Here is a 25,219-nt window from a genome sequence, read left to right as displayed (position 1 = left end):
CCGGGGAGGATCCTCTCGACGATCCGCGCACCTGGCGCTGGCCGAACCGGGAGAGCTTCTGATCAGGCGACGCCCAGAACGAAAAACCGGCCCTTGTGGCCGGCTTTTTCATGGGGAACTGCCCGGAGTCGTGGGAGCGATTTCAATCGCGAATGAATTCGCTCCACGGGGCGGGATGGATTGGGTTCTTCAGCGAATCCCGACCGTGGTGCTGGCCAGTCCGGGGAAGTCGGTGATGATGCTGTCCACGCCGAAGTCCGCCAGGCGTCGCATCAGGGCGGGTTCATTGACCGTCCACACCGACACATGCAGTCCTTCCTTTTGCGCCCGCAGCAGGCGTTCCGGTGTGCACAGGGTCCAGTTCAGCGCCAGCAGGTGGCAGCCGTGGTGCTTGGCCACCTTGAGCGGGTCGAGCCAGGCGTACTCGGCCACCAGGCCACGGGACAGCTTCGGCGTCAGGCGGTTGAGTGCGCGCAGCACTTCCCGCGAGCTGGAGGTGACGGTCACCTTGTCCATCAGGCCATGGCGCTCGGCCAGTTCCTGGATCGCCAGCACCGTCCGTGCAGCGCGTACCCGCGATGCGCTCTTCACTTCCAGTTGCCAGTGCTCGAAGTCGCATTGCTCGAACAAGGTCGCCAGGCGCGGAATGGGGCAGGGCTGATGCCAACCGGGACCGCCCAGGCGGGCGTCGTAGGTCACCAGTTCCTCGGAGTCATGCTCCGCTACCTTGCCGCGGCGGCCGGTGGTGCGCTTCAAGCTGGGGTCGTGGATCACCATCAGCTCGCCGTCACGGGACAGATGCAGGTCCAGCTCGCAACGCTTCACGCCATGTGACAGGCATTGACGAAAGCTGGCCAGGGTGTTTTCCGGGCATTCGCCCTTGGCGCCTCGATGGCCGTAGATCAGGGTCACGTTTATTCCCTTGGTGCTCTGGGTTGATGGTGGCGAACGCTGTCGATGACGCGTCCGCTTTCGAAGTAGACCGAGAATTCGCGGTAGTCCCAGCGGCTGATGGGCGGCTTTCCGACCGCAGGGTGTTCTTCGTCGGGCAGGCCGAAGCGCTCCAGCACAGCGTTCTGGCTCTCACCGCGCGCCGGCAGCGAAAGGGCCTGGTCGCCCTGGTCGCCGACGGGGATTTCGATGGTTTGAGCGCCAGCGGGCAGCGCGAAGAGGAGACAGGTCAGCAACAGGCCGGGGCGCGTCATGCGAGGGTCTCAGGAGGAAGGGGAGGAGCGTTCACGGGCCTGGCGTCGCTTCTGGGCCTGTTTCTGCAGGATGTGCCGTGCCAACAGCTGGCGCTGGGCGTCGGTCAACGCCTCGAATTCGGTGCCGATTTCGAATTGGCCATCCTCGCGCGGCCGGCTATGGACCACCACGGCACGCAACAGCATGCCGAGGGCCTGGGGCATCAGCACCATCTTGATCGCCAGGTGGGTGCCCGTTTCCAGGGGCTGCGCACTGCTGAAGCTGATGCCGCCCTCGGACAGGGTGACCTGACGCGCCGGGCCGATGTCCCGCAGCAGACTCTGGGCGAGTGCCTGGCCGAGCAGGTCAATGCGTTTGTTGATGACCTTCAGGTAGCCGGCCAACGTGCGATCGCGCTCATGGATATGCCGCAGCAAGTGCTGGGATTCAAAGTCCATCAGGTGCAGTTCGCTGAGCAGGCTGAACAGCTGGGAAGCGCTGTCGGCGCCGCTTGCATCAGCTGTTTCGCCCTGTTTCAGCGGGTGAAATTCCAGTGCGATCGTATCTTCGATGCGGTAGTATTCGCGGCGGTCATCCGCGTCTCGTGTCGACATGGCGAACCCATGGCAGCAGTGGTGGTCGAAGAGCTGTTCCGTTATCGCAAGTCCGTTTGCGTCGCCCGGGGCGCCGCGACAGATCACGAACAGAATTTGAGTGTAAACGCTGCTCGCCAGGCCCCGCCACAAGGACGTCCCTTCTTTCGCCAGCGAACTCCACTTCCATGTTCAGACCGCTGTCCCTGTACATAGGCGCCCGTTACACGCGCGCCAAGCGCCGTAGCTACTTCGTCTCCTTCATTTCCCTGACTTCCATGATCGGCCTGGCCCTCGGCGTGCTGGTGATGATCCTGGTGCTGTCGGTCATGAACGGCTTCGACCATGAGATGCGTACCCGCGTGCTGGGCATGGTGCCCCACGCCACGGTGGAATCCGCCGTCCCCATCAAGGACTGGCGCAAACTGGCCGAAGGTGTCGCCCGTCATTCCGAGGTGAAGGCCGTCGCGCCCTACACCCAGGTCCAGGGCCTGCTGACCGCCGACGGCAAAGTGCAGAAGGTGCTGGTCAATGCCGTGGATCCTCAGGAAGAGTCCAAGGTCTCCATCATTGGCGACTTCTTCCGCCAGGGAAGCCTGTCTGCCTTGAAGCCCGGCGAGTTCGGCATTGTCATCGGCGATCGCGCTGCCGCCAAACTGGGCGTGGGCATGGGCGACAAGGTCACCTTCGTGATGCCTGAAGTGGCAGTCACCCCTGCCGGCGTCTTCCCGCGCATGAAGCGATTCACCATCGTCGGCATCTTCCATGTCGGTGCCGGTGAGCTGGACGGCTTCCTGGCCGTCGCCAACCTGTCCGATGTCGCCCGCCTGAAGCGTTGGCAACCGGACCAGGTGCAGGGCCTGCGCCTCAAGCTCGATGACCTGTTCCAGGCGCCCCAGGTGGCCTGGCAGATCGCCGGCGAATTGAAGGGCGAGGATTTCTACGCCCGTGACTGGACCCGTACCCACGGCAACCTCTACCAGGCGATCAAGATGGAGAAGGCCATGATCGGCCTGCTTCTGCTGCTGATCGTCGCCGTGGCTGCTTTCAACATCATTTCCACCCTGGTGATGGTGGTCACCGACAAGCGCGGCGATATCGCCATTCTCCGCACGCTGGGCGCCACGCCTCGACAGATCATGGGCATCTTCATGGTCCAGGGCACGGTGATCGGGGTCGTCGGTACCCTCATCGGCGGGGTGCTGGGCATTCTCGCCGCGCTCAATGTGAGCGATGCCATTGCCCTGCTGGAGCGCCTGCTGGGACACAAGTTCCTCAGCGCCGATGTCTATTTCATCGATTACCTGCCATCCCAACTGATGACCGAGGACGTGGTGATGGTCTGCTCGGCCGCGCTGGTCCTGAGCTTCCTCGCCACCCTTTATCCCGCTTGGCGTGCCGCGCGCACCCAGCCAGCAGAGGCATTGCGCTATGAGTAACAAGGCAGTCCTGAGTTGCCGCAACCTGGGCAAGAGCTACGAGGAAGGTCCGCAATCGGTCGAGGTGCTGGCTGGCGTCGAACTGGAGTTGAATCCGGGCGAGCGAGTGGCCATTGTGGGTAGCTCCGGCTCCGGCAAGAGCACCTTGCTGAACATGCTGGGCGGCCTGGATACCCCGAGCAAGGGCAGCGTCTGGCTGGCCGGCGAAGAACTGTCCGCCCTCAGCGAGACCGCGCGCGGCCTGCTGCGCAATCGCGCCCTGGGCTTCGTCTACCAGTTCCACCACCTGCTGCCGGAGTTCACCGCCCTGGAGAACGTCTGCATGCCGCTGCTGATCGGCCGCACCGCCATCGGTGAAGCGCGTCAGCGCGCCACGGCGCTGCTGGAGCGCGTGGGCCTTGGGCATCGCCTGTCGCACAAGCCGGCGGAGCTGTCCGGTGGCGAGCGTCAGCGCGTGGCCATCGCTCGTGCGCTGGTCAATAACCCGGCGCTGGTACTGCTCGACGAGCCCACCGGCAACCTCGACCAGCACACAGCCCACGGCATCCAGGAGCTGATGCAGGAGCTGAGCCGTTCCCTGCAGACCGCGTTCCTGGTGGTGACCCATGACCTGCAGCTGGCCCACCAGATGGATCGGGTGCTGCGCCTGGAAGAAGGCCGGCTGGTGGCTGCCTGAGATGTTCAGACCTCTCCCGATCTTCATCGGCACGCGCTATACGCGCGCCAAGCGCCGTAACCACTACATCTCGTTCATCTCGCTGACCTCGATGATCGGTCTGGCGCTCGGCGTGCTGGCCATGATCGTGGTGCTTTCGGTGATGAACGGTTTCCAGAAGGAAATGCGCTCGCGCATTCTCGGCATGGTGTCCCATGCCACCCTGAGCGCCGATCAGCCCCTGGATGACTGGCGCCGCGTGGCCGACGCCGCGATGAAGCATCCGGAAGTGGTCGGGGCGGTGCCCTTTGCCGAACTGGAGGGCATGCTCTCGTTCAAGGGCTTGATGCAGCCGGTTCAGATCAACGGTATCGATCCCCGGGAAGAGACCAAGGTCTCCATCATCGGCAAGCACATGGTGCAGGGTGACCTGGGAGCGCTGAAGCCGGGAGAGTCCGGCATCGTCATCGGCGAGATCACTGCGCGGCGCTTCCGCCTCAACGTCGGCGACAAGCTGACCCTGATCGTCCCCGAGGTGAGCAGCGCGCCGGGTGGCATCACCCCGCGCATGCAGCGCTTCAATGTGGTGGGCGTGTTCAAGGTCGGCGCCGAACTGGATAGCACCCTGGCGCTGATCAACGTCGCCGATGCCTCTGTCATCCAGCGCCTGCCGGAAGGTCAGGTGCAGAGTGTGCGCATCGCCCTGAAGGACCTGTTCCAGGCGCCTGAAGTGTCGAAGCAGATCGTCGCCGAGCTGGGGCAGGGCTATCGCGCCGATGACTGGACTCACACCCAGGGCAGCCTGTTCAGCGCCATGAAGATGGAGAAGACCATGATTGGCCTCCTTCTACTGCTGATCGTGGCCGTGGCGGCATTCAACATCATCGCCACCCTGATCATGGTGGTCGCCGACAAGCGCGCGGATATCGCCATTCTCCGCACGCTCGGTGCAACGCCCAGGCAGATCATGGCGGTATTCATGGTGCAGGGCAGCGTGATCGGCTTCGTCGGCACCCTGATCGGGACCGTGCTGGGCATCATCACTGCGCTCAACGTCAGCCAGTGGATCGCCGCACTGGAGCGCGCCAGCGGCAGGCAGATCTTCAGCTCCGACGTCTACTTCGTCAGCTACCTGCCTTCCGAACTGCAACTGAGTGACGTGGTGCTGATCTGCACGGCAGCGTTGGTCCTGAGCTTCCTGGCCACTATCTACCCGGCCTGGCGCGCGGCCCAGACCCAGCCAGCCGAAGCCCTGCGCTACGAGTAACGGGTTGCCCTCCGCAAACGAAAACGCCGCATCAGATGCGGCGTTTTTCTTTCTGGCGCGATTGAGTCGACGGGTTGGGTGCGCCATGCGCCCCGGTGTTTGGGCGACCAGTCAGCTAGCAAGTCTGTTCAACGGCTGACTTCCCGGCGCGCCTTCTGGCGTTTGCGCCAACTGTGACCGACCCACCAGCGCCAATAGAGCATCGTCAGCATGTAGGCGAGCGCCCCGACCAGCACGCCACAGACCAATGATCCTAGGAGAAACGGCTGCCAGAGCGTGGAAAGTTCCTGGGTGATCCATTCCCAGGTCAGTTCATCGGGGAGGGCGCGCGGAGATATCTGCATGATCCAGGCGCCCATCTTGTAAGTGCAGTAGAAGACCGGCGGCATGGTGATGGGGTTGGTCAGCCAGACAAGGCCCACGGAGATGGGCAGGTTGGCGCGCACCATGATGGCCAGGCCGGCGGCCAGCAGCATCTGCATGGGAATCGGTACGAACGCGGCGAACAGGCCCATGGCCATGGCGCGGGCGACCGAATGGCGATTGAGGTGCCAGAGGTTCGGATCGTGGATCAGAGTGCCGAGAAAACGCAGGGACTTGTGGTCCCTGATGGTGTCCGGATTCGGCATGTAGCGTTTGAAGATGCGACGCGGCATGGGCGGTCTCTGGCGGACGGAAGCGCCGGGTATTATGCACACCGGGAAATGACATCGCCGGGTCAGTTTGTGTCGGCAAGTGTAAGGGGATTTGCGCGGGTTGCATCGGCCGGCGCTGGGCGGCACAGGACGTTGCCGCGCTTCCCGACCCAGGGAAAGGGAGTCGGAAATCTATGGTCTCGGGCCTGGCCGCCTTTGCTGTCGGCCTTCTTCTATTACGCTGGATGCCCATCCTGCCGCCTGTCTGGTGGCTCTATCTCCAGCTGATTCTCGGATTGCTGCTGCTGGGCTCGCGGGCCTGGCGAGTGGGGCTGTTCCTGCTCGGGCTCGGCTGGGCCTGCCTGAGCGCCCAGTGGGCGTTGGATGACCGTCTGGAGCGGCGGCTGGATGGTCAGGTCCGCTGGCTGGAGGGGAGGGTGGTCGGCCTGCCAAGCAGGGCGGATGGCGTGGTGCGTTTCGAGCTGGAGGATGTTCATGCGCCACGGGCGCACATGCCCCAGCGCCTGCGGCTGTCGTGGTACGACGGGCCGCCTGTGCTGGCGGGAGAGCGTTGGCGCCTGGCAGTCCGTCTCAAGCGGCCGCGCGGTCTCGTGAATCCGGCGACCTTCGATTTCGAAGCCTGGCTGCTGGCAAGGCGCATCGGTGCGACCGGCTCGGTAAAGACTGGTGAGCTCCTGTTGCCTGCCAGCGGCCCGATTGCCTGGCGCGACCAGTTGCGCCAGCGCCTGCTCCAGGTGGATGCCTGGGGCCGGGCCGGTGGGCTCTCCGCGCTGGTGCTGGGCGATGGCTCCGGCCTGCAGGATCGGGACTGGCGCCTGCTGCAGGACACCGGCACCACGCACCTGATGGTGATCTCCGGGCAGCACATCACCCTGTTCGCCGGTGTGCTCTACGGCCTCGTAGCGGTTCTCGCGCGATTGGCGCTCTGGCCAAGGCGCTTGCCCTGGCTGCCCTGGGCGTGCGCCATGGCCTTCATTGGTGGGCTCGGTTACGGAATCCTGGCGGGGTTCGACGTACCGGTCAGAAGGGCCTGTGTGATGCTGACTGTGGTCCTGATCTGGCGTCTGCGCTTTCGCCACCTGGGATTCCTCACTCCATTGCTGGTCGCACTCTGCGTCGTGCTGGTGGTCGAGCCCTTGGTGGTCCTGCAGCCCGGCTTCTGGTTGTCCTTCGGCGCTGTGGCCCTTTTGGTTCTGACTTTCGCCGGGCGGTTGGGGGCCTGGCGCTGGTGGATGACCTGGTGGCGCGCCCAATGGGTGATGGGTCTCGGCCTTGCGCCGATGCTGCTGGCCCTGGCGTTGCCCATTAGCCTCAGTGGTCCCTTGGCCAACTTGGTGGCCGTGCCCTGGATCAGTCTGGTAGTGCTGCCGCTGGCCTTGTTGGGAACCGCCACGTTAGGCATCCCGTGGTTGGGAGAAGCGTTGCTCTGGCTGGCCGGAGGTGCGCTGGAACTCCTGTTCCAGATGCTGGCCTGGACCTCCACGCAGCTGCCCGCGTGGATTCCCGTACAGCTCCCGGTCTGGGCCTGGTTGCTGGGCGCGCTGGGTGTCCTGCTGTTGATAGCGCCGTCTGGCGTGCCGTTACGCGCTCTCGGCCTGGCGATGCTGATGCCGGCGCTCTTCCCGCCGCAGCAGCGCCTTGAACCCGGCCAGGCCGAGGTACGGGTGCTGGATGTCGGGCAGGGGCTTTCGGTGCTGGTGCGTACTCGCGAGCACGCGCTGCTTTATGACGCCGGACCTCGCCGGGGTGACTTCGATATCGGCGAGCGGGTGGTCGTGCCAACCCTGCGGGGCCTTGGCGTGTTCCGGCTCGATCTGATGCTGATCAGTCATGCCGATTCCGACCACGCCGGCGGGGCTCTGGCAGTACGGCGCGGATTGACCGTGGCGCGAGTACTCAGCGGCGAGCCCCAACGCCTTGCGCCCGAGCTTGAGGCGGAGCCCTGCGCGGTAGGTACGGCCTGGTCCTGGGATGGAGTGGAATTCCTGATCTGGCAGCCGCCGTCGGGCGGCGACAGCAATGACAGCTCCTGTGTGCTGGCCGTTGAAGCCGCCGGCGAGCGGATCCTGCTCAGTGGTGATCTGGGCGTTCGCGGGGAGGCGGCCTGGATTGCCAGCGGCCAGCCCCTCGCGGCGCGCTGGCTGGTGGCCGGGCACCATGGCAGCCGGACCTCTTCAAACGCCGCTTTCCTGCGCGCCGTGAAACCGGAAAAGGTGCTGGTTTCCCGCGGTCATCTGAATGCCTATGGCCACCCGCATCCGTTGGTCGTATCACGAATTCGCGCGCTGCCGGCGGAAATCCACGATACGGCGGAACAGGGCCACCTGTTGCTACGTCTTGGCGCTTTTGGCGAGCCGGAAGTCGAGCGAGAAAAGTCCGTGTTCTGGAGGGAAAAATGAGAACAGCGGCGGTCGGCGAGGGCCCGACCCTATGCTAGAGTGGCGCCACTTTTCCGAAGGGGATTTCCTACCGTGTGGGAGTTGGTCAAAGCCGGTGGCTGGATGATGCTGCCGATCATTCTGTGTTCCATCGCCGCCACCGCGATCATCGCTGAACGCCTGTGGACCCTGCGCATCAGCCGGGTTTCTCCGCCGCACCTGCTTGGCCAGGTCTGGCGTCAGATCAAGGACAAGCAGCTCAATAGCCAGAAGCTCAAGGAGCTGCGCGCCTCTTCTCCGCTGGGTGAAGTGCTGGCTGCGGGCCTGGCCAACTCCAAGCATGGTCGCGAGATCATGAAGGAGTGCATCGAGGAGGCCGCCAGCCGCGTGATCCATGAGCTGGAGCGTTACCTCAATGCCCTCGGCACCATCGCTGCCATGGCGCCGCTGCTCGGCCTACTGGGCACGGTGTTCGGCATGATCGATATCTTCGGCGGCTTCATGGAGAACGGCATGGCCAACGCGCCGATCCTGGCCGGCGGTATCGCCAAGGCCCTGGTGACCACCGCGGCGGGCCTGATCGTGGCCATCCCGGCAGTATTCTTCCACCGCTACCTGCTGCGCCGTGTCGACGAGCTGGTTGTAGCCATGGAACAGGAAGCGATCAAGCTGGTGGAAGTGGTCCAGGGTGATCGCGAGGTCGACTTCGCAGAGGAAGCCAAAGCGTGAAGTTCCGCCGCAGGGCGGGCAATGTCGCCCGCGAAGAGGTGTTCCTCAACCTCACTTCGTTGATCGACGTGATCTTCGTGCTGTTGCTGTTCTTCGTGGTGACCACCACCTTCAGCAAACCGAGTCAGTTGAAGATCGAGCTGCCTGAAGCGGTGAGCGGCACGCCGCCCGAGGAAACCCAGCTGAAGACCCTGGAGCTGAGCATTGCTGCCGATGGCCAGTATTCGCTCAACGGCCAGAACCTGGTCAAAAGCGACCTGGTCACGCTGATCTCGGCCCTGGGGCGCGAGTCGGAAGGCGACAACAGCCTGCCGCTGGTGATTACCGCCGACGCCCGCACTACCCACCAATCGGTGATCACCGCCATGGACGCTGCCGGCAAACTCGGTTTCAGCCATCTGCGCATGACCACCATCGAGTCCGAACCGGCCAAGAAGCCCTGATGGCCTTCTCCGACCGTTTGCTGGACGCCTGGTACCGGGGCCATCCGGCCCTGGGTCTTCTTGCTCCGCTTGAGTGGCTCTATCGCCGAGTGGCCGAGCGCAAGCGCGCGACCTTTCTAGCGGGGCAGGGCAACAGCTACCGCCCGCCCGTACCCCTGATCGTTGTCGGCAACATCACTGTTGGCGGCACCGGCAAGACTCCGATGATTCTCTGGCTGATCGAACACTGCCGGGCGCGCGGGCTGCGTGTCGGTGTGGTCAGCCGTGGCTATGGCGCCAAACCACCGCAGCTGCCCTGGCGGGTACGCGCGGAGCAGGGCGCTGAGCAGGCAGGCGATGAGCCTCTGCTGATTGTTCAGCGCAGTGGCGTTCCACTGATGATCGATCCTGACCGATCCCGCGCGGTGAAGGCCCTGTTGGAGCAGGAAGAGCTGGACCTCATCCTCAGCGATGACGGTCTGCAGCATTACCGCCTGGGGCGCGACCTGGAGCTGGTGCTCATCGATGCGGCTCGTGGACTCGGCAATCGTCGCTGCCTGCCGGCCGGCCCCCTGCGTGAGCCTCCGGAACGCCTGGCTTCGGTGGATGCGGTGCTGCGTAATGGCGCCGCCGCCGATTCCGCCGAAGGTTTCGCCTTCAAGCTGCGGCCGAGCGTGCTGGTCAACCTCAAGAGTGGCGAGCGCGTGTTGCTGGAGCATTTCCCGCCGGCCCAGGCCGTGCACGCGGTGGCCGGTATCGGCAACCCCCAGCGTTTCTTCAGGACTCTGGAGGCGCTAAACTGGCGCCCGATTCCGCACCCCTTCGCCGATCACGCGGTCTATAGCCCGGAAGCCCTGGATTTCACACCGTCGCTACCGTTGCTGATGACCGAGAAGGATGCGGTGAAGTGCCGGGCTTTCGCGGCTACCGACTGGTGGTACCTGGCGGTCGATGCCGATCCGTCTCCAGCCTTCGTCGCCTGGCTCGACGGACAGCTGGCCCGCCTGCTGCCGAACCATTTCTAATCCGGGTAGCCCTTGGGCTGCCGTCTCAAGGACACACTCATGGACCCGAAACTCCTCGATATCCTCGCCTGCCCCCTGTGCAAGGGCCCGCTGAAACTGGCCGACGACAAGAGCGAGCTCATCTGCAAGGCCGATGCTCTGGCCTTCCCCGTACGCGATGGCATCCCGGTGATGCTGGAAGGTGAAGCCCGTACCTTGAATGTCGACGAGCGACTGGACAAATGACCCAGGCTTTTACCGTCGTCATTCCGGCCCGCTACGCCTCGACTCGCCTGCCTGGCAAGCCGCTGCAGGACATCGCCGGCAAGCCGATGGTCCAGCACGTGTGGGAGCAGGCGCGGCGCAGTGCGGCCCAGCGCGTTGTGGTGGCCACCGACGATGCACGCATCGTCGAAGCCTGCGCCGCCTTTGGCGCCGAGGTGCTGCTGACCCGCGTGGACCACAATTCCGGCACTGATCGTCTGGCCGAAGTGGCCAGCCAGCTTGGCCTGGCCAGCGACGCCATCGTGGTCAACGTGCAGGGTGACGAGCCGCTGATTCCGCCGGCCATCATCGATCAGGTGGCCGCCAACCTCGCCGCTCACCCGGAAGCTGGCATCGCCACCCTGGCCGAGCCAATCGAGGATGTGCAGGCGCTGTTCAATCCCAACGTGGTGAAGGTGGTCGCTGACCTCAACGGCCTGGCACTGACCTTCAGTCGTGCACCGCTGCCCTGGGCCCGCGATGCCTTTGCGGTCAGCCGAGACCAACTGCCGGCAGATGTGCCTTATCGCCGTCATATCGGCATCTATGCCTACCGCGCGGGCTTCCTCCATGACTTCGTCACCTGGGGACCGTGCTGGTTGGAAAACACCGAGTGCCTGGAGCAGCTGCGTGCGCTCTGGCATGGCGTGCGCATCCATGTGGCCGACGCTCTGGAAGCGCCACCCGCTGGCGTCGATACCCCGGAAGACCTCGAGCGCGTCCGGCGCCTGCTGGGGGCTTGATGCGCGTTCTGTTCGTTTGCCTCGGCAATATCTGCCGTTCGCCCACTGCTGAAGGTGTGCTCAGGCACAAATTGCGTGAAGCCGGACTGGTCGATCGGGTGCAGGTGGACTCCGCCGGCACCGGTGACTGGCACGTGGGCAAGGCGCCGGACGCCCGTACTCGCGTGGCCGCACAGCGTCGCGGCTATGACCTTTCGCAGTTGCGCGCACGGCAAGTGGCTGCAGAAGACTTCGCTCGTTTCGACCTGATCCTGGCGATGGACGAGAGCAATCTGTCCAATCTGCGCCGGCTGCGTCCCGGCAGTTCGTCGGCCGAGCTCGACCTGTTCCTGCGCCGCTACGAGCTGGCGCTGGATGAGGTGCCGGACCCGTACTACGGCGGCGAGGAAGGCTTCGAACAGGTACTCGACCTGGTGGAGCAGGCCTGCGATGCGCTGATCCTGGAAATCAAGGGGCGCCTGTGAGCCTGGTCCTGCACGACAATTTGTCCCTCAAGCCCTACAACACCTTTGGCGTGGACGTGAAGGCGCGTCTGTTCGGCGAAGCCCGTGACGATGCCGAGGTGCGTGAGGGCCTCGCCCTGGCGGCCCAGCGCGGTCTTCCGCTACTGGTGATCGGCGGTGGCAGCAACCTGCTGCTGACCCGCGATGTGGATGCGCTGGTACTGCGCATGGCCAGCCGTGGTATTCGCGTCCTGGCCGACGACGGCGCGAAGGTGCTTCTGGAGGCCGAGGCCGGCGAGCCCTGGCATCCGCTGGTGCTCTGGACCCTGGAACAGGGCATGGGCGGGCTGGAGAACCTCAGCCTGATTCCCGGCACGGTGGGTGCCGCCCCCATGCAGAACATCGGGGCCTATGGCGTCGAGCTGAAGGACGTGTTCGCCGGGCTGACCGCACTGGATCGAGAAACCGGCGAGCTGCGTGATTTCGGTCTTGAGGACTGCCAGTTCGCCTACCGCGACAGCCTGTTCAAGCGCGAGGCTGGTCGTTGGTTGATCCTGCGGGTGCGTTTCAACCTGAGCCGCGCTGCGCAGCTGCATCTGGACTACGGCCCGGTGCGCCAACGCCTACAGGCTGAGGGTATCGATGCGCCGACTCCCAGTGATGTCAGTCGCGCGATTTGTGCCATTCGTAGCGAAAAGCTGCCCGACCCCGCCGAGCTGGGCAACGCCGGCAGCTTCTTCAAGAACCCGCTGGTCAATGCCGACCTCGCCCAGCGCCTGCGTGGCGAGTATTCCGATCTGGTCGCCTATCCCCAGGCGGATGGGCAGGTGAAACTGGCCGCCGGCTGGCTGATCGAGCGTGCCGGCTGGAAGGGATTCCGCGAAGGTGATGCAGGCGTGCACCGTCTGCAGGCATTGGTGCTGGTGAACTATGGCTCGGCTACCGGGAACCAGCTCCATGAGCTGGCTCGCCGCATCCAGGCGGATATCGCAACGAAGTTCGGGGTGGAGCTGGAGATGGAGCCTAACCTGATCTGAGGCTCACTTCCCGCCAATGAAAAAACCGGCCAGATGGCCGGTTTTTTCTTCTCTCGTATCGGCAAGGCTGCCTCGCCGACGCGCGTCAGGCCCGAGGCGGGCGCTTAGCGGTATTCGCAGAGATAGGCGGTGTCCTGGGCCACTTTCAGCTGGAACTTGCTGTTGGCCGGAACGGTGAATTTGCTGCCGGCGGCGAAGGTTTCCCAGGCGTCGCTGCCCGGCAGTTTCACGGTCAGGGCGCCGGCGATGACGTGCATCACTTCCAGCTGGCTGGTGCCGAACTCGTACTCGCCGGCAGCCATCACGCCGATGGTGGCCGGGCCTTCGGTCATGCCGAATGCGATGGATTTGACGGTGCCGTCGAAGTATTCGTTGACCTTGAACATGCTGGGCTCCTGGATGGGGTCTGAAAGGGGCCGACAGTATGCCCAAGGCGGGTTATGCCGTCACTAGGTTCGAACCTTCAGGCGGGGAGCACCAGAGGCAGCAGGCGCGCGGTGTTGCGGGCATCCTCTAGGGCACGGTGTTGCTGCCCCTGGAAGTGCAGGCCCGCCAGTTGCAGGGCGGCGTGCAGGCCCACGGCGCGCTTGAGTTGGCGCACTTCAGCGAAGCGCTGCTTGAGATTCAGGTGCGGTACGGCAGCTAGCAGGCTGTCGAGTCCATGCAGGTGCCACTCCTGTTCCAGCTGGTGGCGGTCGTAGTCGCCCCAGCTCGCCCATCCCACCAGGCGCGGGCTGTGATGGCTGAGCCAGCGTTCGAAGGTTTGCCATACCTGAGGCAGGCTCGCCGCGCTGTCCATGTCGGACTGGCTGATATGGGTGAGTTGGCGGCAGAAACCGGTCAGGCATGGGCGGCGCGCGGGACGCACGAAGCGTTGGAAGTGGTCCACTTCATGGCCGTCTGCGCGAACGAGAGTCGCGCCGATCTCGATGATTTCCATTTCTTCCAGGGGCCAACCGCCTTCTTCGGTGGTGGCTTCCAGATCGATGACCAGCCAATGTGGCATGGGGTTCTCCTTGGCATGGGGCGGTCGAGTCCTGCCCGGAGCGAGTATGGTGGCGCTTTCGCGGGTCGGCAAACTGCGTGTTAGGCTTTTCCGCAGGTCGACGAAGGAGAACAACAATGGCTGAAGTAGCGTTCATCGGTCTGGGGGTAATGGGCTTCAACATGGCCGGGCACCTGGCTTGCGAAGGTCACTCGGTAAGGATCTACAACCGCACGCCGGGGCGGGTCGCGCTGTGGTGCGACGAGTTCGGTGGCGATGCTTTCGACACGCCGCGAGAGGCGGCGGAGGGGGCGGAGTTCGTGATGGTCTGCGTCGGTAACGACGAGGATTTGCGTGCGGTGCTGCTGGGGGCGGACGGTGCCTTCGCAGGAATGGCGCCAGGTTCGATCCTGGTGGACCACACCACGGCTTCGGCGGACGTGGCGCGGGAAATGGCCGTCCTGGCCGCCGAGCGTGAACTGGGCTTCCTCGACGCCCCGGTCTCCGGCGGCCAGGCCGGGGCCGAAGCGGGCATGCTGTCGGTGATGGTGGGGGGCGAGCAGGCCTTCTACGATCGCGCCGCGCCGGTGATCGACAGCTACGCCAAGATGATCCGCCGCATGGGGCCGGTCGGGAGCGGCCAGCTCACCAAAATGGTCAACCAGATCTGTGTCGGCGGGTTGCTGCAGGGGTTGGCCGAGGCGCTGCACTTCGCCCAGTGCGCAGGTCTCGATCCTCAAGGCGCGATGGAGGTCATCAGCAAGGGCGCGGCGCAGTCCTGGCAGTTGGAGCATCGCCACCAGACCATGCTGGATGGCAAGTTCGACTTCGGGTTCGCCGTTGACTGGATGCGCAAGGACCTTGGCATCGTCCTGGACGAAGCGGCGCGCAACGGCGCACAACTGCCCGTTACCGCGCTGGTGGACCAGTTCTACGCTGAGGTCCAGGCCATGGGCGGCGGGCGGTGGGACACGTCCAGCCTGATCGCGCGGCTGAAAAAACCGGCGTAGCGAGTGAGGCAGGCGTCCTGAGCTAAGACCAGGCTAGGCGGAAATCGGGGAGAAAGCGGAGTTGACGACCGTCAATGAGCATTTCGATCCGATTTCCAACAACGCCTGGTCGACGATCAGGGCGCCTAGCTGCGGAAAATGAAGTAGACCGCGCCTAGTAGGCATAGCCCCGCCCACAGATAGTCCAGCTTCAGCGGCTGCTGCATGTAGAGCACGCTGAACGGGACGAAGATGGCCAGGGTGATCACTTCCTGCATGATCTTCAGCTGGCCGACCGAGAGTTCGGTGTAGCCGATGCGGTTGGCCGGCACCATGATCATGTATTCGAACAGGGCTATTCCCCAGCTGATCAGCGCTGCAATCACCCAGGGCTTGGTGTTGAGGGTCTTGAGATGGCCATACCAGGCAAAGGTCATGAATACGTTGGACAGCGCAAGCAGAGTGGCGGTCTGCATCCATACAGGCATGATCGGGTGCTCTGAGTCTGGGAGGAGCGCGCAAGCCTAATGGGTGCTGATTCTCAAGGAAAGGGGTGAGCCATGGCCGTCTGGCGTGGATTGTGGTTTGTGGCAATTGTGCTGCTCGGGGTGGCGATCGCAGCGCTGCGCGGTATCGATGCCTGGCGCAAGGAGCCCGTGATCGCGACGCTGCATGTGCCGCCGGCGTTCAAGGTTGCGCGGGATTTCGACTTTGGCCGCTATCGGATGTCGTGGAGCGGCCGGGGCCTTATCGTCTATCCGCAGGGGCGGCCGGAAAAGGTGCTCTGGGCTGCCGAGGGTGGATTTCTGGCGGCCGGAATGGGACAGGCGGTGCCTGGTCTGCTCGATTCGGGGCGGGAAGTGCACGATCTTCGTGACCGGCTATGCCGCGAGCAGAGCCTGGAAGCCTTCGAGCGTCTGGGGAGCAGGCTCTCGCTGAAGGGGCAACTGCGCTGTGCCGATGGAGCCTTGAGCAGCTACGTGCTGACCTTGGAGGATGATGGCGAGCGCGGTCTGATTCTGGTCGTGGTGCTGGGTGACCCGGCGCTGAATCGACTGTACCTGAGCTGGAGTCGTGAGGCGGGGGAGCGAATCTTCGGTTTTGGCGAGGTGTCCGGCGTCTACGACATGTCGGGGCGGCGCCTGGCGGTGCTGGCGGCTGGCAGCCGACCGGAGGAGGAGGGGGGCTGGAGCTCTTCGGCGACCCAGGCCTTTTTCGTGACCTCACGCCTTCGTGCCTTTCAGAGCCAGTCCAGTGCCTATCAGTTGTTCGATCTGCGTGACCCCCAGCGTGTCGGACTTGAAGTGCATGAGGGGCGGCTCAAGGCATATATCTACAAGGGCGATAGCCTCGAAGAGCTGCGTGCCTTGCAATCTTCGGTGCCTGGGGTCGTGTCAACGCCGGCTCTGCCCAAGTAAAATGGCGCTTCGTGTTGTCATTCCTGTCGTTCGAGGTTCTTCGCCATGCATTGCCGCCCAGGCTGTGGCGCCTGCTGCATAGCTCCATCCATCAGTTCCCCGCTGCCCGGCATGCCTGAGGGCAAGCCCGCGGGTGAGCGTTGCCTGCACTTGTCCGCGGAGAACCTCTGCCAGCTATTCGGCGACCCACGCCGACCGGCGGTCTGTGGCGATTTCGATGCGGACCCCGAGGTCTGTGGAGAGAGCCGCGAAGAGGCCATCCGCCTGCTCGGTTGGCTAGAGCAGGCAACTTCGGCCGCCTAATCAATCTGCCGGCAGATCGCCGGTACCGCCTGAGCAAGGAGAGATCATGAGAATCAAGGTTGCGGCGCTCTGTGCCCTGGGGCTGCTGGCGGCATCCGCCGTGCAGGCCGAGGACTGGAAGCTGGCCAAGGACGAGGACGGCATCAAGGTGTTCTTGAGCGAGGTGCCCGGGTCCAAGTACAAGGCCTATCGCGGCGTCGTCACAATGAAGGCCGACATGGCCACACTGCGTGCCTTGCAGGAAGACGTCGTTGGTTCCTGCACCTGGATCCACGAGTGCAAGGAGCAGAAGTTGCTCAAGAGCGAAGGGGCGCAGAGCTGGACCTATACCCGCTTCAATACGCCCTGGCCGGTCACTCCGCGCGACTCGGTGCTGCACGTCACCTCCGAGATCGGGGCTGATGGCAGTGTGACGCGCGTTCTGGAGGGTGTGCCCAAATACCTGCCGGAAGCCGATGGCTTCGTGCGGGTGACCGAGGTGCAAGGCTTCTGGAAGCTGGCGCCCAAAGGAACGGGGGAGGTGGAAGTGACCTATCAGGTGCACACCGAGCCGGGCGGAAGCGTGCCATCCTGGCTGGCGAACAGTTTCGTGGTCGATGCGCCCTTCAATACCCTGAAAGCAATGCGCCAGCGGGCGGAAAAGCGCTGAACGGCTAGACGAAGTTGAAATAAAAAAGGCTGCCAATCGGCAGCCTTTTTCATTGGCGGAAAGCCTTACTTGCGGCCTTCCAGCGCGACGAAATCGCGCTTCTCGTAACCGGTGTACAGCTGGCGCGGACGGCCGATCTTGTACGGACCGGAGAGCATTTCCTTCCAGTGCGAGATCCAGCCCACGGTACGTGCCAGGGCGAAGATCACGGTAAACATGCTGGTCGGAATACCGATGGCCTTCAGGATGATGCCCGAGTAGAAGTCCACGTTCGGGTAGAGGTTGCGCTCCTTGAAGTACGGATCGTTGCGCGCGATCTCTTCCAGCTTCATGGCCAGCTCGAGCTGCGGGTCGTTGATACCCAGCTCGGCCAGAACCTCGTCGCAGGTCTGCTTCATGACCTTGGCGCGCGGGTCGAAGTTCTTGTAGACGCGGTGGCCGAAGCCCATCAGCTTGAACGGATCGTTCTTGTCCTTGGCCTTGGCCACGAACTTCTCGATGTTCGATACGTCGCCGATCTCGTCCAGCATGGTCAGCACCGCTTCGTTGGCGCCGCCGTGTGCCGGGCCCCAGAGGGCCGCGATGCCGGCTGCGATACAGGCGAAGGGGTTGGCGCCGGAGGAGCCGGCCAGACGAACGGTAGAAGTAGAAGCGTTCTGCTCGTGGTCTGCATGCAGGATGAAGATGCGGTCCATGGCCTTGGCCAGCACCGGGCTGATCGGTTTGATCTCAGCCGGGGTGTTGAACATCATGTGCAGGAAGTTTTCCGCGTAATTCAGGTCGTTACGCGGGTACATCATGGGCTGGCCCATGGAGTACTTGTAGGCCATCGCCGCGATGGTCGGCATCTTGGCGACCAGGCGCATCGCTGAAACTTCGCGGTGCTGCGGGTTATTGATGTCCAGGGAGTCGTGGTAGAAGGCGGAGAGGGCACCCACCACGCCGCACATGATCGCCATTGGGTGGGCGTCGCGGCGGAAGCCGTTGAAGAAGCTCTTCAACTGCTCGTGAACCATGGTGTGGTTCTTGATGGTGCCAACGAACTTGGCCTTCTCTTCAGCGTTCGGCAATTCGCCGTTCAACAGCAGGTAGCAGGTTTCCAGATAGTCGGACTTCTCTGCCAGCTGCTCGATCGGATAGCCACGGTGCAGCAATACGCCCTTGTCGCCGTCGATGTAGGTGATCTTCGACTCGCAAGAGGCGGTCGACATAAAGCCAGGATCAAAGGTGAAGCAGCCCGTGGAGGTCAGGCCCCGCACATCGACTACATCGGGTCCCATGGTTCCGGACAGAACGGGCAGCTCTACGGGGGCTGCGCCCTCGATGATCAACTGCGCTTTTTTGTCAGCCATAGCGGCCTCCTAGTTATGCTTGAAATCATCAGACAGCCCCCCACGCAGGGCCCGGGACACTATAGAGCTATAAATTCGAATGTCAATTTGAAGAAACCCATGTGGCAGTGGGGTTTGCGTGGGTTTTTAGGCAAAAAAAGAGGGGCTATTTACGCCTTTTATATGGGCAGCGCAATCCGCTTTTGGGGGCAGGCGTTTGCATTGTCATTAGTCAGCTAACTGTCTATACTCAGCGCCCGATCGCCAGGGGCCTTGGGCCCATATTCTGGAGGTCGGCACTCCCTTTGGTGAGGGGTACCTGATCAGTGCACTTCCCGACAACTTGCCCTGTTTGTTAGGGGCCTCAGTGTGAAAAAAAAGCCGTGAATAGCCAACGACCTGTAAACCTAGATCTCAGGACCATCAAACTCCCCATCACTGCTTACACGTCCATCCTGCATCGTATCTCCGGCGTCATCCTCTTCTTCGGCATTGCCGTGCTGCTGTTCGCACTCGACAAGTCGCTGAGCTCCGAGGAAGGCTTCGAGCAGGTAAAAGCGTGCCTGACCAGTCCGCTGGCCAAGCTGGTGATTTGGGGCCTCCTGTCCGCGCTGCTTTACCACCTGGTCGCCGGTGTGCGCCACCTGGTAATGGATGCGGGCGTCGGCGAAACGCTCGAGGGCGGTGCGCTGGGCTCGAAAATCGTCATCGTAGTTTCTGCGGTGCTGATCGTGCTGCTGGGGGTGTGGGTATGGTAACCAACGTCACGAACTTCTCGCGTTCGGGCCTTTATGACTGGATGGCCCAGCGCGTTTCTGCGGTCGTTCTCGCGGCTTATTTCCTCTTCCTGCTGGGCTACCTGCTGTTCAATCCGGGTCTGACCTTTGCCGACTGGCACGGTCTGTTCTCCCACACCGCGATGCGCATCTTCAGCCTGCTGGCCCTGGTCGCCCTGAGCGTCCATGCCTGGGTCGGCATGTGGACTATCTCCACCGACTACCTGACGCCCATGGCGCTGGGCAAGGCGGCGACTGTCGTGCGTTTCCTGTTCCAGGCGGTATGCGGCATGGCAATGTTCGCGTTCTTCGTCTGGGGCGTGCAGATTCTCTGGGGTGTGTGATCCATGTCTAGCATTCGTACTCTTTCCTTCGACGCCATCATCGTAGGTGGCGGCGGCGCCGGCATGCGCGCTGCGCTGCAACTGGCCCAAGGTGGCCACAAGACCGCTGTGGTGACCAAGGTCTTCCCGACCCGCTCCCACACCGTATCCGCCCAGGGCGGCATCACCTGTGCCATCGCTTCGGCCGACCCGAACGACGATTGGCGCTGGCACATGTACGACACCGTCAAGGGCTCCGACTACATCGGTGACCAGGACGCCATCGAATACATGTGCTCCGTAGGTCCGGAAGCCGTGTTCGAACTGGAACACATGGGCCTGCCGTTCTCCCGTACCGAGCAGGGCCGCATCTACCAGCGTCCGTTCGGTGGTCAGTCCAAGGACTTCGGCAAGGGTGGCCAGGCTGCCCGTACCTGCGCCGCTGCCGACCGTACCGGTCACGCGCTGCTGCACACCCTGTACCAGGCCAACCTGAAGAGCGGCACCTCGTTCCTCAACGAGTGGTATGCCGTTGACCTGGTGAAGAACCAGGACGGCGCCGTGGTCGGCATCATCGCCATCTGCATCGAGACTGGCGAAACCGTCTACATCCGTTCCAAGGCCGTGGTTCTGGCCACCGGCGGTGCTGGCCGTATCTACGCCTCCACCACCAACGCCCTGATCAACACTGGCGACGGCGTGGGCATGGCCCTGCGTGCTGGTGTACCGGTCCAGGACATCGAAATGTGGCAGTTCCACCCGACCGGCATCGCCGGCGCTGGTGTACTGGTCACCGAAGGCTGCCGTGGTGAAGGTGGTTACCTGATCAACGCCCATGGCGAGCGCTTCATGGAGCGTTACGCTCCGAACGCCAAGGACCTGGCCGGCCGCGACGTGGTTGCCCGTTCCATGGTGAAAGAAGTGATCGCCGGCAACGGCGTGGGCCCGAACAAGGACCACGTACTGCTGAAGCTCGACCACCTCGGCGAGGAAGTCCTGCACAGCCGCCTGCCCGGCATCTGCGAACTGTCCAAGACCTTCGCGCACGTCGATCCGGTCGTTGCTCCGATCCCGGTTATCCCGACCTGCCACTACATGATGGGCGGCGTTGCCACCAACATTCATGGCCAGGCCATCACCCAGGACGCCAACGGCAACGACACCATCGTCGAAGGCCTGTTCGCCGTGGGCGAAGTGGCTTGCGTATCGGTTCACGGTGCCAACCGCCTGGGCGGCAACTCGCTGCTCGACCTGGTGGTATTCGGCCGTGCTGCCGGTCTGCACCTGGAGAAGGCGCTCAAGGAAGGTATCGAGGCGCGCGGCGCCAGCGAGACCGACCTCGAGCTGTCCCTCAAGCGACTGTCCGGTGTCAACGAGCGCACCAGCGGCGAAGAAGTTGCCCCGCTGAAGCGCGAGCTGCAAAGCTGCATGCAGAACTACTTCGGTGTATTCCGTACCGGCGAATACATGCAGAAGGGTATCGCCCAACTTGCCGAGCTGCGTGAGCGTATCGGCAGCGTCAAGATCAACGACAAGTCCCAGGCCTTCAACACCGCGCGTATCGAAGCGCTGGAGCTGCAGAACCTGCTGGAAGTCGCTGAAGCCACCGCCATCGCCGCCGAAGTGCGCAAAGAGTCCCGTGGTGCTCACGCCCGCGAAGACTTCGAAGACCGCGACGACGAGAACTGGCTGTGCCACACCCTGTACTTCCCGGGTGAGAAGCGCGTTACCAAGCGCGCCGTCAACTTCGCGCCGAAGACCGTTCCGGCGTTCGAACCCAAAATACGTACTTATTAAGGGTGGCCGATATGTCCAAGACTCTTACTGTCAGCGTCTATCGCTACAACCCGGAGAGCGACAGCGCTCCGACCATGCAGGACTTCCAGATCGACACCGACGGCAAGGACGTGATGGTCCTCGACGTGCTGGCCCTGATCAAGGAGCAGGACGAAGGTTTCTCCTACCGTCGCTCCTGCCGTGAAGGCGTCTGCGGTTCCGACGGCATGAACATCAACGGCAAGAACGGCCTGGCGTGCATCACTCCGCTGTCCGCCGCTGGCCTGAAGGGCGGCAAGCTGGTGATCCGCCCGCTGCCGGGCCTGCCGGTCATCCGTGACCTGGTCGTCGATATGAGCATCTTCTACAAGCAGTACGAGAAGGTGAAGCCCTTCCTGCAGAACGATACTCCGGCTCCGGCCATCGAGCGTCTGCAATCCCCGGAAGAGCGCGAGAAGCTCGACGGTCTGTACGAGTGCATCCTCTGCGCTTGCTGCTCGACCTCCTGCCCGTCCTTCTGGTGGAACCCGGACAAGTTCCTCGGTCCCGCTGCGCTGCTGCAGGCCTATCGCTTCCTGGCCGATAGCCGCGACAACAAGACCGAAGAGCGACTGGCTGCGCTGGACGACCCGTTCAGCGTGTTCCGTTGCCGCGGCATCATGAACTGCGTGAACGTTTGCCCGAAGGGTCTGAACCCGACCAAGGCAATCGGTCACGTACGTAGCATGCTGCTGCAAAGCGGTACCTGATTCGATTGCTGTACGCGTAACACCTGCGGTATCGGCCTGGTCGGTACCGCAGTAAAACCAGGAACGCAGCTCACAAAGCCGTGTTCCTTATTTGAAAAATATATAGATGACCAGCAGGGGCAACCGGGCTGGTGCCCGGACTATCAGCGGGATCCTTGGTGGCTTTACCGAAGTCGCTGTGCCAGGACTTCTTAGCCCTAGCGGTGTCCATGCCGATGGTGTCCCCTTATCGAGGGTGACAAAGCATGCAAGAAAGCGAAATGCAGCGCATGTGGAACAGTGCCCACCTATCCGGTGGTAACGCTGCATATGTGGAAGAGCTCTATGAGCTCTACCTGCACGATCCCAACGCTGTGCCCGAAGAGTGGCGCACCTACTTCCAGAAGCTGCCGACCGACGGCAATCTTGCCACCGACGTTTCGCACTCCACCATCCGGGATCATTTCGTCCTGCTCGCCAAGAATCAGCGCCGCGCCCAGCCGGTGTCCGCTGGTGCAGTGAGTTCTGAGCACGAGAAGAAGCAGGTTGAAGTCCTGCGCCTGATCCAGGCATTCCGCATGCGCGGCCACCAGGCTTCCAAGCTCGATCCGCTTGGTCTGTGGCAGCGTCCGGCTCCGGCTGACCTGTCGATCCGCCACTACGGGCTGACTGACGCCGACCTCGATACCACCTTCCGCACTGGTGAGCTCTACATCGGCAAAGAAGAGGCTACTCTGCGTGAGATTCAGCAGACCCTCAACGAGACGTATTGCCGCACCATCGGTGCCGAGTTCACCCACATCGTCGATTCCGAGCAGCGCAAGTGGTTCCAGCAGCGTCTGGAAAGCGTGCGCGGCCGTCCTGCGTTCTCGCCGGAAGTCCAGAGCCACCTGCTGGAGCGCCTGACCGCTGCCGAGGGCCTGGAAAAGTACCTGGGCACCAAATACCCGGGCACCAAGCGTTTCGGCCTTGAAGGCGGCGAGAGCCTGATTCCACTGCTGGACGAAATCATCCAGCGCTCCGGCTCCTACGGCCTGAAGGAAATCGTCATCGGCATGGCCCACCGTGGCCGTCTGAACGTCCTGGTCAACACCTTCGGCAAGAACCCGCGCGACCTGTTCGACGAGTTCGAAGGCAAGAAGACCGAGGGCCTGTCCTCCGGTGACGTGAAGTACCACCAGGGCTTCTCCTCCAACGTCATGACTCCGGGCGGCGAAGTTCACCTAGCCCTGGCGTTCAACCCGTCTCACCTGGAAATCGTTTCCCCGGTGGTCGAGGGTTCCGTACGCGCCCGTCAGGATCGTCGCCAGGACAAGACCGGTGACAAGGTTCTGCCTATCTCCCTCCACGGCGACGCAGCATTCGCCGGCCAGGGCGTGGTCATGGAAACCTTCCAGATGTCGCAGACCCGTGGCTACAAGACGGGCGGCACCATCCACATCGTGATCAACAACCAGGTTGGTTTCACCACCAGCCGTCCGGAAGACTCGCGCTCCACCGAGTACTGCACCGACGTCGCCAAGATGATCCAGGCGCCGATCCTGCACGTGAACGGCGACGATCCGGAAGCCGTACTGTTCGTTACCCAGCTGGCCGTCGATTACCGCATGCAGTTCAAGCGTGACGTGGTCATCGACCTGGTCTGCTACCGCCGTCGCGGTCACAACGAGGCCGACGAGCCGAACGGCACCCAGCCGCTGATGTACCAGCAGATCAGCAAGCAGCGCACCACTCGTGAGCTGTATGCCGACGCCCTGAGCTCGTCCCGCGTGCTCGACACCGCCGCCATCCAGGCCAAGGTTGACGAGTACCGTACCGCTCTGGACAACGGCCAGCACGTGGTGAAGAGTCTGGTCAAGGAGCCCAACAAGGAGCTCTTCGTTGATTGGCGTCCGTATCTGGGCCATGCCTGGACCGCGCGTCACGACACCCGCTTCGATCTGAAGACCCTGCAGGAACTCTCCAGCAAGCTGCTGGAATTCCCGGAAGGCTTCGTGGTTCAGCGTCAGGTCGCCAAGATCCTCGAAGACCGCCAGAAGATGGGCGCCGGTGCGATGCCGATCAACTGGGGCTACGCCGAGACCATGGCCTACGCCACCTTGCTGTTCGAAGGCCACCCGGTACGTATCACCGGCCAGGACGTGGGCCGCGGCACCTTCTCGCACCGCCACGCGGCGCTGCACAGCCAGAAGGACGCCAGCACCCACCTGCCGCTGCAGCACCTGTTCGCTGACCAGCCGAAGTTCGACCTGTACGACTCCTACCTGTCGGAAGAGGCCGTGCTGGCATTCGAATACGGCTACTCCACCACCACGCCGAACGCGCTGGTGATCTGGGAAGCCCAGTTCGGTGACTTCGCCAACGGTGCTCAGGTCGTGGTCGACCAGTTCATTACCAGCGGTGAGCACAAGTGGGGTCGTCTGTGCGGCCTGACCATGCTGCTGCCCCACGGCTACGAAGGCCAGGGTCCGGAGCACTCCTCCGCGCGCCTGGAGCGTTACCTGCAGCTGTGCGCCGAGCACAACATTCAGGTCTGCGTGCCGACCACTCCGGCCCAGGTCTACCACATGCTGCGCCGCCAGGTGATCCGCCCGCTGCGCAAGCCGCTGGTGGCCCTGACTCCGAAGTCCCTGCTGCGTCACAAGCTGGCCATCTCGACCCTGGAAGACCTGGCCGAAGGCTCCTTCCAGACCGTCATCGACGAGATCGACGCAATCGATCCGAAGAAAGTGGACCGCCTGATCCTGTGCAGCGGCAAGGTGTACTACGACCTGCTGGAGAAGCGCCGTGCCGAAGGCCGCGAAGATATCGCCATCGTGCGTATCGAGCAGCTGTATCCGTTCCCCGAGGATGACCTGGCAGAGATTCTGGCTCCGTACAAGAATCTCAAGCACATCGTCTGGTGCCAGGAAGAGCCGATGAACCAGGGCGCCTGGTACTGCAGCCAGCACCACATGCGTCGTGTCGCGGCAGCCCACAAGAAGGGCCTGTTCCTCGAGTACGCCGGTCGTGAAGGTTCTGCAGCTCCGGCTTGCGGCTACGCCTCCATGCACGCTGAGCAGCAGGAAAAACTGCTGCAAGATGCCTTTACTGTTTAACGCCTTCGCGCTGAAGAAACCGAATTAG

Annotated in this window: 28 protein-coding genes; 20 read left to right on the top strand and 8 right to left on the bottom strand. The window is 63.2% G+C overall.

Going from position 1 to position 25,219, the window contains the following annotated elements:
• Window positions 1-189 precede the first annotated feature (189 nt).
• Genes E8F06_RS08585 through E8F06_RS08575 form a run of 3 tightly spaced genes read right to left on the bottom strand, consistent with a single transcriptional unit; the run spans window position 190 to window position 1,799 of the window.
• On the bottom strand, window positions 190-912 hold the full coding sequence (locus E8F06_RS08585) for a glycerophosphodiester phosphodiesterase (protein WP_280366144.1): 723 nt from the start codon (window positions 910-912) through the stop codon (window positions 190-192).
• Window positions 913-914: 2 nt separating this feature from the next.
• The gene (locus E8F06_RS08580; RefSeq protein ID WP_280366142.1) at window positions 915-1,205 is read right to left on the bottom strand and encodes a phosphodiesterase; all 291 of its coding nucleotides are present in this window, start codon (window positions 1,203-1,205) and stop codon (window positions 915-917) included.
• Between the two features lie 9 nt (window positions 1,206-1,214).
• Window positions 1,215-1,799 (bottom strand): PilZ domain-containing protein, encoded by a 585-nt coding sequence (locus E8F06_RS08575; protein ID WP_280366140.1) that lies wholly within the window; start codon window positions 1,797-1,799, stop codon window positions 1,215-1,217.
• Window positions 1,800-1,966: 167 nt separating this feature from the next.
• Between E8F06_RS08575 and E8F06_RS08570 the strand changes: the two genes are divergently transcribed.
• The 3 genes from E8F06_RS08570 to E8F06_RS08560 are packed head-to-tail and all read left to right on the top strand — an operon-like array spanning window position 1,967 to window position 5,139.
• Entirely contained in the window at window positions 1,967-3,217 is a 1,251-nt protein-coding gene (locus tag E8F06_RS08570) for a lipoprotein-releasing ABC transporter permease subunit (RefSeq protein WP_280366138.1), read from the top strand.
• Window positions 3,210-3,893: a lipoprotein-releasing ABC transporter ATP-binding protein LolD gene (gene lolD, locus E8F06_RS08565; protein ID WP_280366136.1), complete on the top strand. Its 684-nt coding sequence runs from the start codon at window positions 3,210-3,212 to the stop codon at window positions 3,891-3,893. The genes E8F06_RS08570 and lolD overlap by 8 nt, the downstream gene beginning before the upstream one ends.
• 1 nt (window position 3,894) lies before the next feature.
• The gene (locus tag E8F06_RS08560) at window positions 3,895-5,139 is read left to right on the top strand and encodes a lipoprotein-releasing ABC transporter permease subunit (RefSeq protein ID WP_280366134.1); all 1,245 of its coding nucleotides are present in this window, start codon (window positions 3,895-3,897) and stop codon (window positions 5,137-5,139) included.
• Between the two features lie 128 nt (window positions 5,140-5,267).
• On the opposite strand, the gene E8F06_RS08555 is transcribed toward E8F06_RS08560, so the two are convergent.
• Entirely contained in the window at window positions 5,268-5,795 is a 528-nt protein-coding gene (locus E8F06_RS08555; protein WP_280366132.1) for a DUF2062 domain-containing protein, read from the bottom strand.
• Between the two features lie 173 nt (window positions 5,796-5,968).
• Here E8F06_RS08555 and E8F06_RS08550 point away from each other — a divergent pair, with 173 nt between their 5' ends.
• From E8F06_RS08550 to murB, 8 genes are all read left to right on the top strand, one after another.
• Window positions 5,969-8,194 carry a DNA internalization-related competence protein ComEC/Rec2 gene (locus E8F06_RS08550; protein WP_280366130.1) on the top strand — a complete coding sequence of 742 codons (2,226 nt, stop codon included), beginning with the start codon at window positions 5,969-5,971 and terminating at the stop codon, window positions 8,192-8,194.
• A gap of 72 nt (window positions 8,195-8,266) precedes the next feature.
• A complete protein-coding gene (locus E8F06_RS08545) occupies window positions 8,267-8,902 on the top strand; it encodes a MotA/TolQ/ExbB proton channel family protein (RefSeq protein WP_280366128.1) in 636 nt (211 codons plus the stop codon).
• Window positions 8,899-9,345, top strand: a complete 447-nt coding sequence (locus E8F06_RS08540) for a biopolymer transporter ExbD (protein WP_280366126.1) — start codon at window positions 8,899-8,901, stop codon at window positions 9,343-9,345. Before E8F06_RS08545 ends, E8F06_RS08540 begins: the two co-directional genes overlap by 4 nt.
• The gene (gene lpxK, locus E8F06_RS08535; protein ID WP_280366124.1) at window positions 9,345-10,349 is read left to right on the top strand and encodes a tetraacyldisaccharide 4'-kinase; all 1,005 of its coding nucleotides are present in this window, start codon (window positions 9,345-9,347) and stop codon (window positions 10,347-10,349) included. The genes E8F06_RS08540 and lpxK overlap by 1 nt, the downstream gene beginning before the upstream one ends.
• Window positions 10,350-10,388: 39 nt before the next feature.
• Complete coding sequence (locus tag E8F06_RS08530; RefSeq protein ID WP_077525327.1) at window positions 10,389-10,574, top strand: Trm112 family protein; 186 nt, start codon at window positions 10,389-10,391, stop codon at window positions 10,572-10,574.
• Entirely contained in the window at window positions 10,571-11,335 is a 765-nt protein-coding gene (kdsB, locus tag E8F06_RS08525; protein WP_280366122.1) for a 3-deoxy-manno-octulosonate cytidylyltransferase, read from the top strand. Before E8F06_RS08530 ends, kdsB begins: the two co-directional genes overlap by 4 nt.
• On the top strand, window positions 11,335-11,799 hold the full coding sequence (locus E8F06_RS08520; protein WP_280366120.1) for a low molecular weight protein-tyrosine-phosphatase: 465 nt from the start codon (window positions 11,335-11,337) through the stop codon (window positions 11,797-11,799). The genes kdsB and E8F06_RS08520 overlap by 1 nt, the downstream gene beginning before the upstream one ends.
• Window positions 11,796-12,815 (top strand): UDP-N-acetylmuramate dehydrogenase, encoded by a 1,020-nt coding sequence (gene murB / locus E8F06_RS08515; RefSeq protein WP_280366118.1) that lies wholly within the window; start codon window positions 11,796-11,798, stop codon window positions 12,813-12,815. The genes E8F06_RS08520 and murB overlap by 4 nt, the downstream gene beginning before the upstream one ends.
• A gap of 104 nt (window positions 12,816-12,919) precedes the next feature.
• On the opposite strand, the gene E8F06_RS08510 is transcribed toward murB, so the two are convergent.
• Window positions 12,920-13,201 (bottom strand): pyrimidine/purine nucleoside phosphorylase, encoded by a 282-nt coding sequence (locus E8F06_RS08510; protein ID WP_044875096.1) that lies wholly within the window; start codon window positions 13,199-13,201, stop codon window positions 12,920-12,922.
• A gap of 77 nt (window positions 13,202-13,278) precedes the next feature.
• On the bottom strand, window positions 13,279-13,821 hold the full coding sequence (locus E8F06_RS08505; RefSeq protein WP_280366115.1) for an exonuclease domain-containing protein: 543 nt from the start codon (window positions 13,819-13,821) through the stop codon (window positions 13,279-13,281).
• Between the two features lie 116 nt (window positions 13,822-13,937).
• Between E8F06_RS08505 and E8F06_RS08500 the strand changes: the two genes are divergently transcribed.
• Window positions 13,938-14,810 carry an NAD(P)-dependent oxidoreductase gene (locus E8F06_RS08500; RefSeq protein WP_280366113.1) on the top strand — a complete coding sequence of 291 codons (873 nt, stop codon included), beginning with the start codon at window positions 13,938-13,940 and terminating at the stop codon, window positions 14,808-14,810.
• 125 nt (window positions 14,811-14,935) lie between these two features.
• Here E8F06_RS08500 and E8F06_RS08495 read toward each other — a convergent pair whose 3' ends face one another.
• Window positions 14,936-15,277, bottom strand: a complete 342-nt coding sequence (locus E8F06_RS08495; protein WP_190828389.1) for a DMT family protein — start codon at window positions 15,275-15,277, stop codon at window positions 14,936-14,938.
• Between the two features lie 72 nt (window positions 15,278-15,349).
• On the opposite strand from E8F06_RS08495, the gene E8F06_RS08490 reads away from it, so the two are divergent.
• Genes E8F06_RS08490 through E8F06_RS08480 form a run of 3 tightly spaced genes read left to right on the top strand, consistent with a single transcriptional unit; the run spans window position 15,350 to window position 17,159 of the window.
• Window positions 15,350-16,207, top strand: a complete 858-nt coding sequence (locus E8F06_RS08490) for a hypothetical protein (protein ID WP_280366110.1) — start codon at window positions 15,350-15,352, stop codon at window positions 16,205-16,207.
• Window positions 16,208-16,252: 45 nt separating this feature from the next.
• Window positions 16,253-16,510: a YkgJ family cysteine cluster protein gene (locus tag E8F06_RS08485; RefSeq protein WP_280366107.1), complete on the top strand. Its 258-nt coding sequence runs from the start codon at window positions 16,253-16,255 to the stop codon at window positions 16,508-16,510.
• 46 nt (window positions 16,511-16,556) lie between these two features.
• Window positions 16,557-17,159: an START domain-containing protein gene (locus tag E8F06_RS08480; RefSeq protein WP_280366105.1), complete on the top strand. Its 603-nt coding sequence runs from the start codon at window positions 16,557-16,559 to the stop codon at window positions 17,157-17,159.
• Window positions 17,160-17,224: 65 nt separating this feature from the next.
• Here the strand turns inward: E8F06_RS08480 and gltA are convergent, their stop codons facing one another.
• The gene (gene gltA, locus E8F06_RS08475) at window positions 17,225-18,511 is read right to left on the bottom strand and encodes a citrate synthase (RefSeq protein ID WP_151133052.1); all 1,287 of its coding nucleotides are present in this window, start codon (window positions 18,509-18,511) and stop codon (window positions 17,225-17,227) included.
• 362 nt (window positions 18,512-18,873) lie between these two features.
• Between gltA and sdhC the strand changes: the two genes are divergently transcribed.
• The 5 genes from sdhC to E8F06_RS08450 all read left to right on the top strand — a co-directional run bounded on the left by sdhC (window position 18,874) and on the right by E8F06_RS08450 (window position 25,191).
• Entirely contained in the window at window positions 18,874-19,248 is a 375-nt protein-coding gene (sdhC, locus tag E8F06_RS08470) for a succinate dehydrogenase, cytochrome b556 subunit (RefSeq protein ID WP_151133053.1), read from the top strand.
• Window positions 19,242-19,610 carry a succinate dehydrogenase, hydrophobic membrane anchor protein gene (gene sdhD / locus E8F06_RS08465; RefSeq protein WP_280366103.1) on the top strand — a complete coding sequence of 123 codons (369 nt, stop codon included), beginning with the start codon at window positions 19,242-19,244 and terminating at the stop codon, window positions 19,608-19,610. The genes sdhC and sdhD overlap by 7 nt, the downstream gene beginning before the upstream one ends.
• A 3-nt stretch (window positions 19,611-19,613) precedes the next feature.
• Entirely contained in the window at window positions 19,614-21,386 is a 1,773-nt protein-coding gene (gene sdhA / locus E8F06_RS08460) for a succinate dehydrogenase flavoprotein subunit (RefSeq protein WP_280366101.1), read from the top strand.
• Between the two features lie 11 nt (window positions 21,387-21,397).
• Window positions 21,398-22,114: a succinate dehydrogenase iron-sulfur subunit gene (locus E8F06_RS08455; RefSeq protein WP_280366098.1), complete on the top strand. Its 717-nt coding sequence runs from the start codon at window positions 21,398-21,400 to the stop codon at window positions 22,112-22,114.
• A gap of 245 nt (window positions 22,115-22,359) precedes the next feature.
• Window positions 22,360-25,191: a 2-oxoglutarate dehydrogenase E1 component gene (locus E8F06_RS08450; protein WP_280366097.1), complete on the top strand. Its 2,832-nt coding sequence runs from the start codon at window positions 22,360-22,362 to the stop codon at window positions 25,189-25,191.
• Window positions 25,192-25,219 lie beyond the last annotated feature (28 nt).

It is taken from the genome of Pseudomonas sp. BN411 (assembly GCF_029871235.1).
In the GTDB taxonomy this organism is placed as follows: Bacteria; Pseudomonadota; Gammaproteobacteria; order Pseudomonadales; family Pseudomonadaceae; genus Metapseudomonas.
The sequence above is the reverse complement of the archived record's forward strand: the minus strand, read 5'-3'. Positions and strand labels throughout refer to the sequence as shown.

What these genes read in the sequence shown, in the direction of transcription:
- E8F06_RS08555 (WP_280366132.1), bottom strand. Translation starts at nt 5,795, where the DNA reads ATGCCGCGTCGCATCTTCAAACGCTACATGCCGAATCCGGACACCATC.
- E8F06_RS08575 (WP_280366140.1), bottom strand. Translation starts at nt 1,799, where the DNA reads ATGTCGACACGAGACGCGGATGACCGCCGCGAATACTACCGCATCGAA.
- E8F06_RS08480 (WP_280366105.1), top strand. Translation starts at nt 16,557, where the DNA reads ATGAGAATCAAGGTTGCGGCGCTCTGTGCCCTGGGGCTGCTGGCGGCA.
- E8F06_RS08485 (WP_280366107.1), top strand. Translation starts at nt 16,253, where the DNA reads ATGCATTGCCGCCCAGGCTGTGGCGCCTGCTGCATAGCTCCATCCATC.
- E8F06_RS08490 (WP_280366110.1), top strand. Translation starts at nt 15,350, where the DNA reads ATGGCCGTCTGGCGTGGATTGTGGTTTGTGGCAATTGTGCTGCTCGGG.
- sdhA (WP_280366101.1), top strand. Translation starts at nt 19,614, where the DNA reads ATGTCTAGCATTCGTACTCTTTCCTTCGACGCCATCATCGTAGGTGGC.
- lpxK (WP_280366124.1), top strand. Translation starts at nt 9,345, where the DNA reads ATGGCCTTCTCCGACCGTTTGCTGGACGCCTGGTACCGGGGCCATCCG.
- E8F06_RS08520 (WP_280366120.1), top strand. Translation starts at nt 11,335, where the DNA reads ATGCGCGTTCTGTTCGTTTGCCTCGGCAATATCTGCCGTTCGCCCACT.
- E8F06_RS08455 (WP_280366098.1), top strand. Translation starts at nt 21,398, where the DNA reads ATGTCCAAGACTCTTACTGTCAGCGTCTATCGCTACAACCCGGAGAGC.
- kdsB (WP_280366122.1), top strand. Translation starts at nt 10,571, where the DNA reads ATGACCCAGGCTTTTACCGTCGTCATTCCGGCCCGCTACGCCTCGACT.
- E8F06_RS08500 (WP_280366113.1), top strand. Translation starts at nt 13,938, where the DNA reads ATGGCTGAAGTAGCGTTCATCGGTCTGGGGGTAATGGGCTTCAACATG.
- E8F06_RS08580 (WP_280366142.1), bottom strand. Translation starts at nt 1,205, where the DNA reads ATGACGCGCCCCGGCCTGTTGCTGACCTGTCTCCTCTTCGCGCTGCCC.
- gltA (WP_151133052.1), bottom strand. Translation starts at nt 18,511, where the DNA reads ATGGCTGACAAAAAAGCGCAGTTGATCATCGAGGGCGCAGCCCCCGTA.
- lolD (WP_280366136.1), top strand. Translation starts at nt 3,210, where the DNA reads ATGAGTAACAAGGCAGTCCTGAGTTGCCGCAACCTGGGCAAGAGCTAC.
- E8F06_RS08560 (WP_280366134.1), top strand. Translation starts at nt 3,895, where the DNA reads ATGTTCAGACCTCTCCCGATCTTCATCGGCACGCGCTATACGCGCGCC.
- E8F06_RS08530 (WP_077525327.1), top strand. Translation starts at nt 10,389, where the DNA reads ATGGACCCGAAACTCCTCGATATCCTCGCCTGCCCCCTGTGCAAGGGC.
- E8F06_RS08505 (WP_280366115.1), bottom strand. Translation starts at nt 13,821, where the DNA reads ATGCCACATTGGCTGGTCATCGATCTGGAAGCCACCACCGAAGAAGGC.
- E8F06_RS08495 (WP_190828389.1), bottom strand. Translation starts at nt 15,277, where the DNA reads ATGCCTGTATGGATGCAGACCGCCACTCTGCTTGCGCTGTCCAACGTA.
- E8F06_RS08450 (WP_280366097.1), top strand. Translation starts at nt 22,360, where the DNA reads ATGCAAGAAAGCGAAATGCAGCGCATGTGGAACAGTGCCCACCTATCC.
- E8F06_RS08550 (WP_280366130.1), top strand. Translation starts at nt 5,969, where the DNA reads ATGGTCTCGGGCCTGGCCGCCTTTGCTGTCGGCCTTCTTCTATTACGC.
- E8F06_RS08570 (WP_280366138.1), top strand. Translation starts at nt 1,967, where the DNA reads ATGTTCAGACCGCTGTCCCTGTACATAGGCGCCCGTTACACGCGCGCC.
- E8F06_RS08510 (WP_044875096.1), bottom strand. Translation starts at nt 13,201, where the DNA reads ATGTTCAAGGTCAACGAATACTTCGACGGCACCGTCAAATCCATCGCA.
- sdhD (WP_280366103.1), top strand. Translation starts at nt 19,242, where the DNA reads ATGGTAACCAACGTCACGAACTTCTCGCGTTCGGGCCTTTATGACTGG.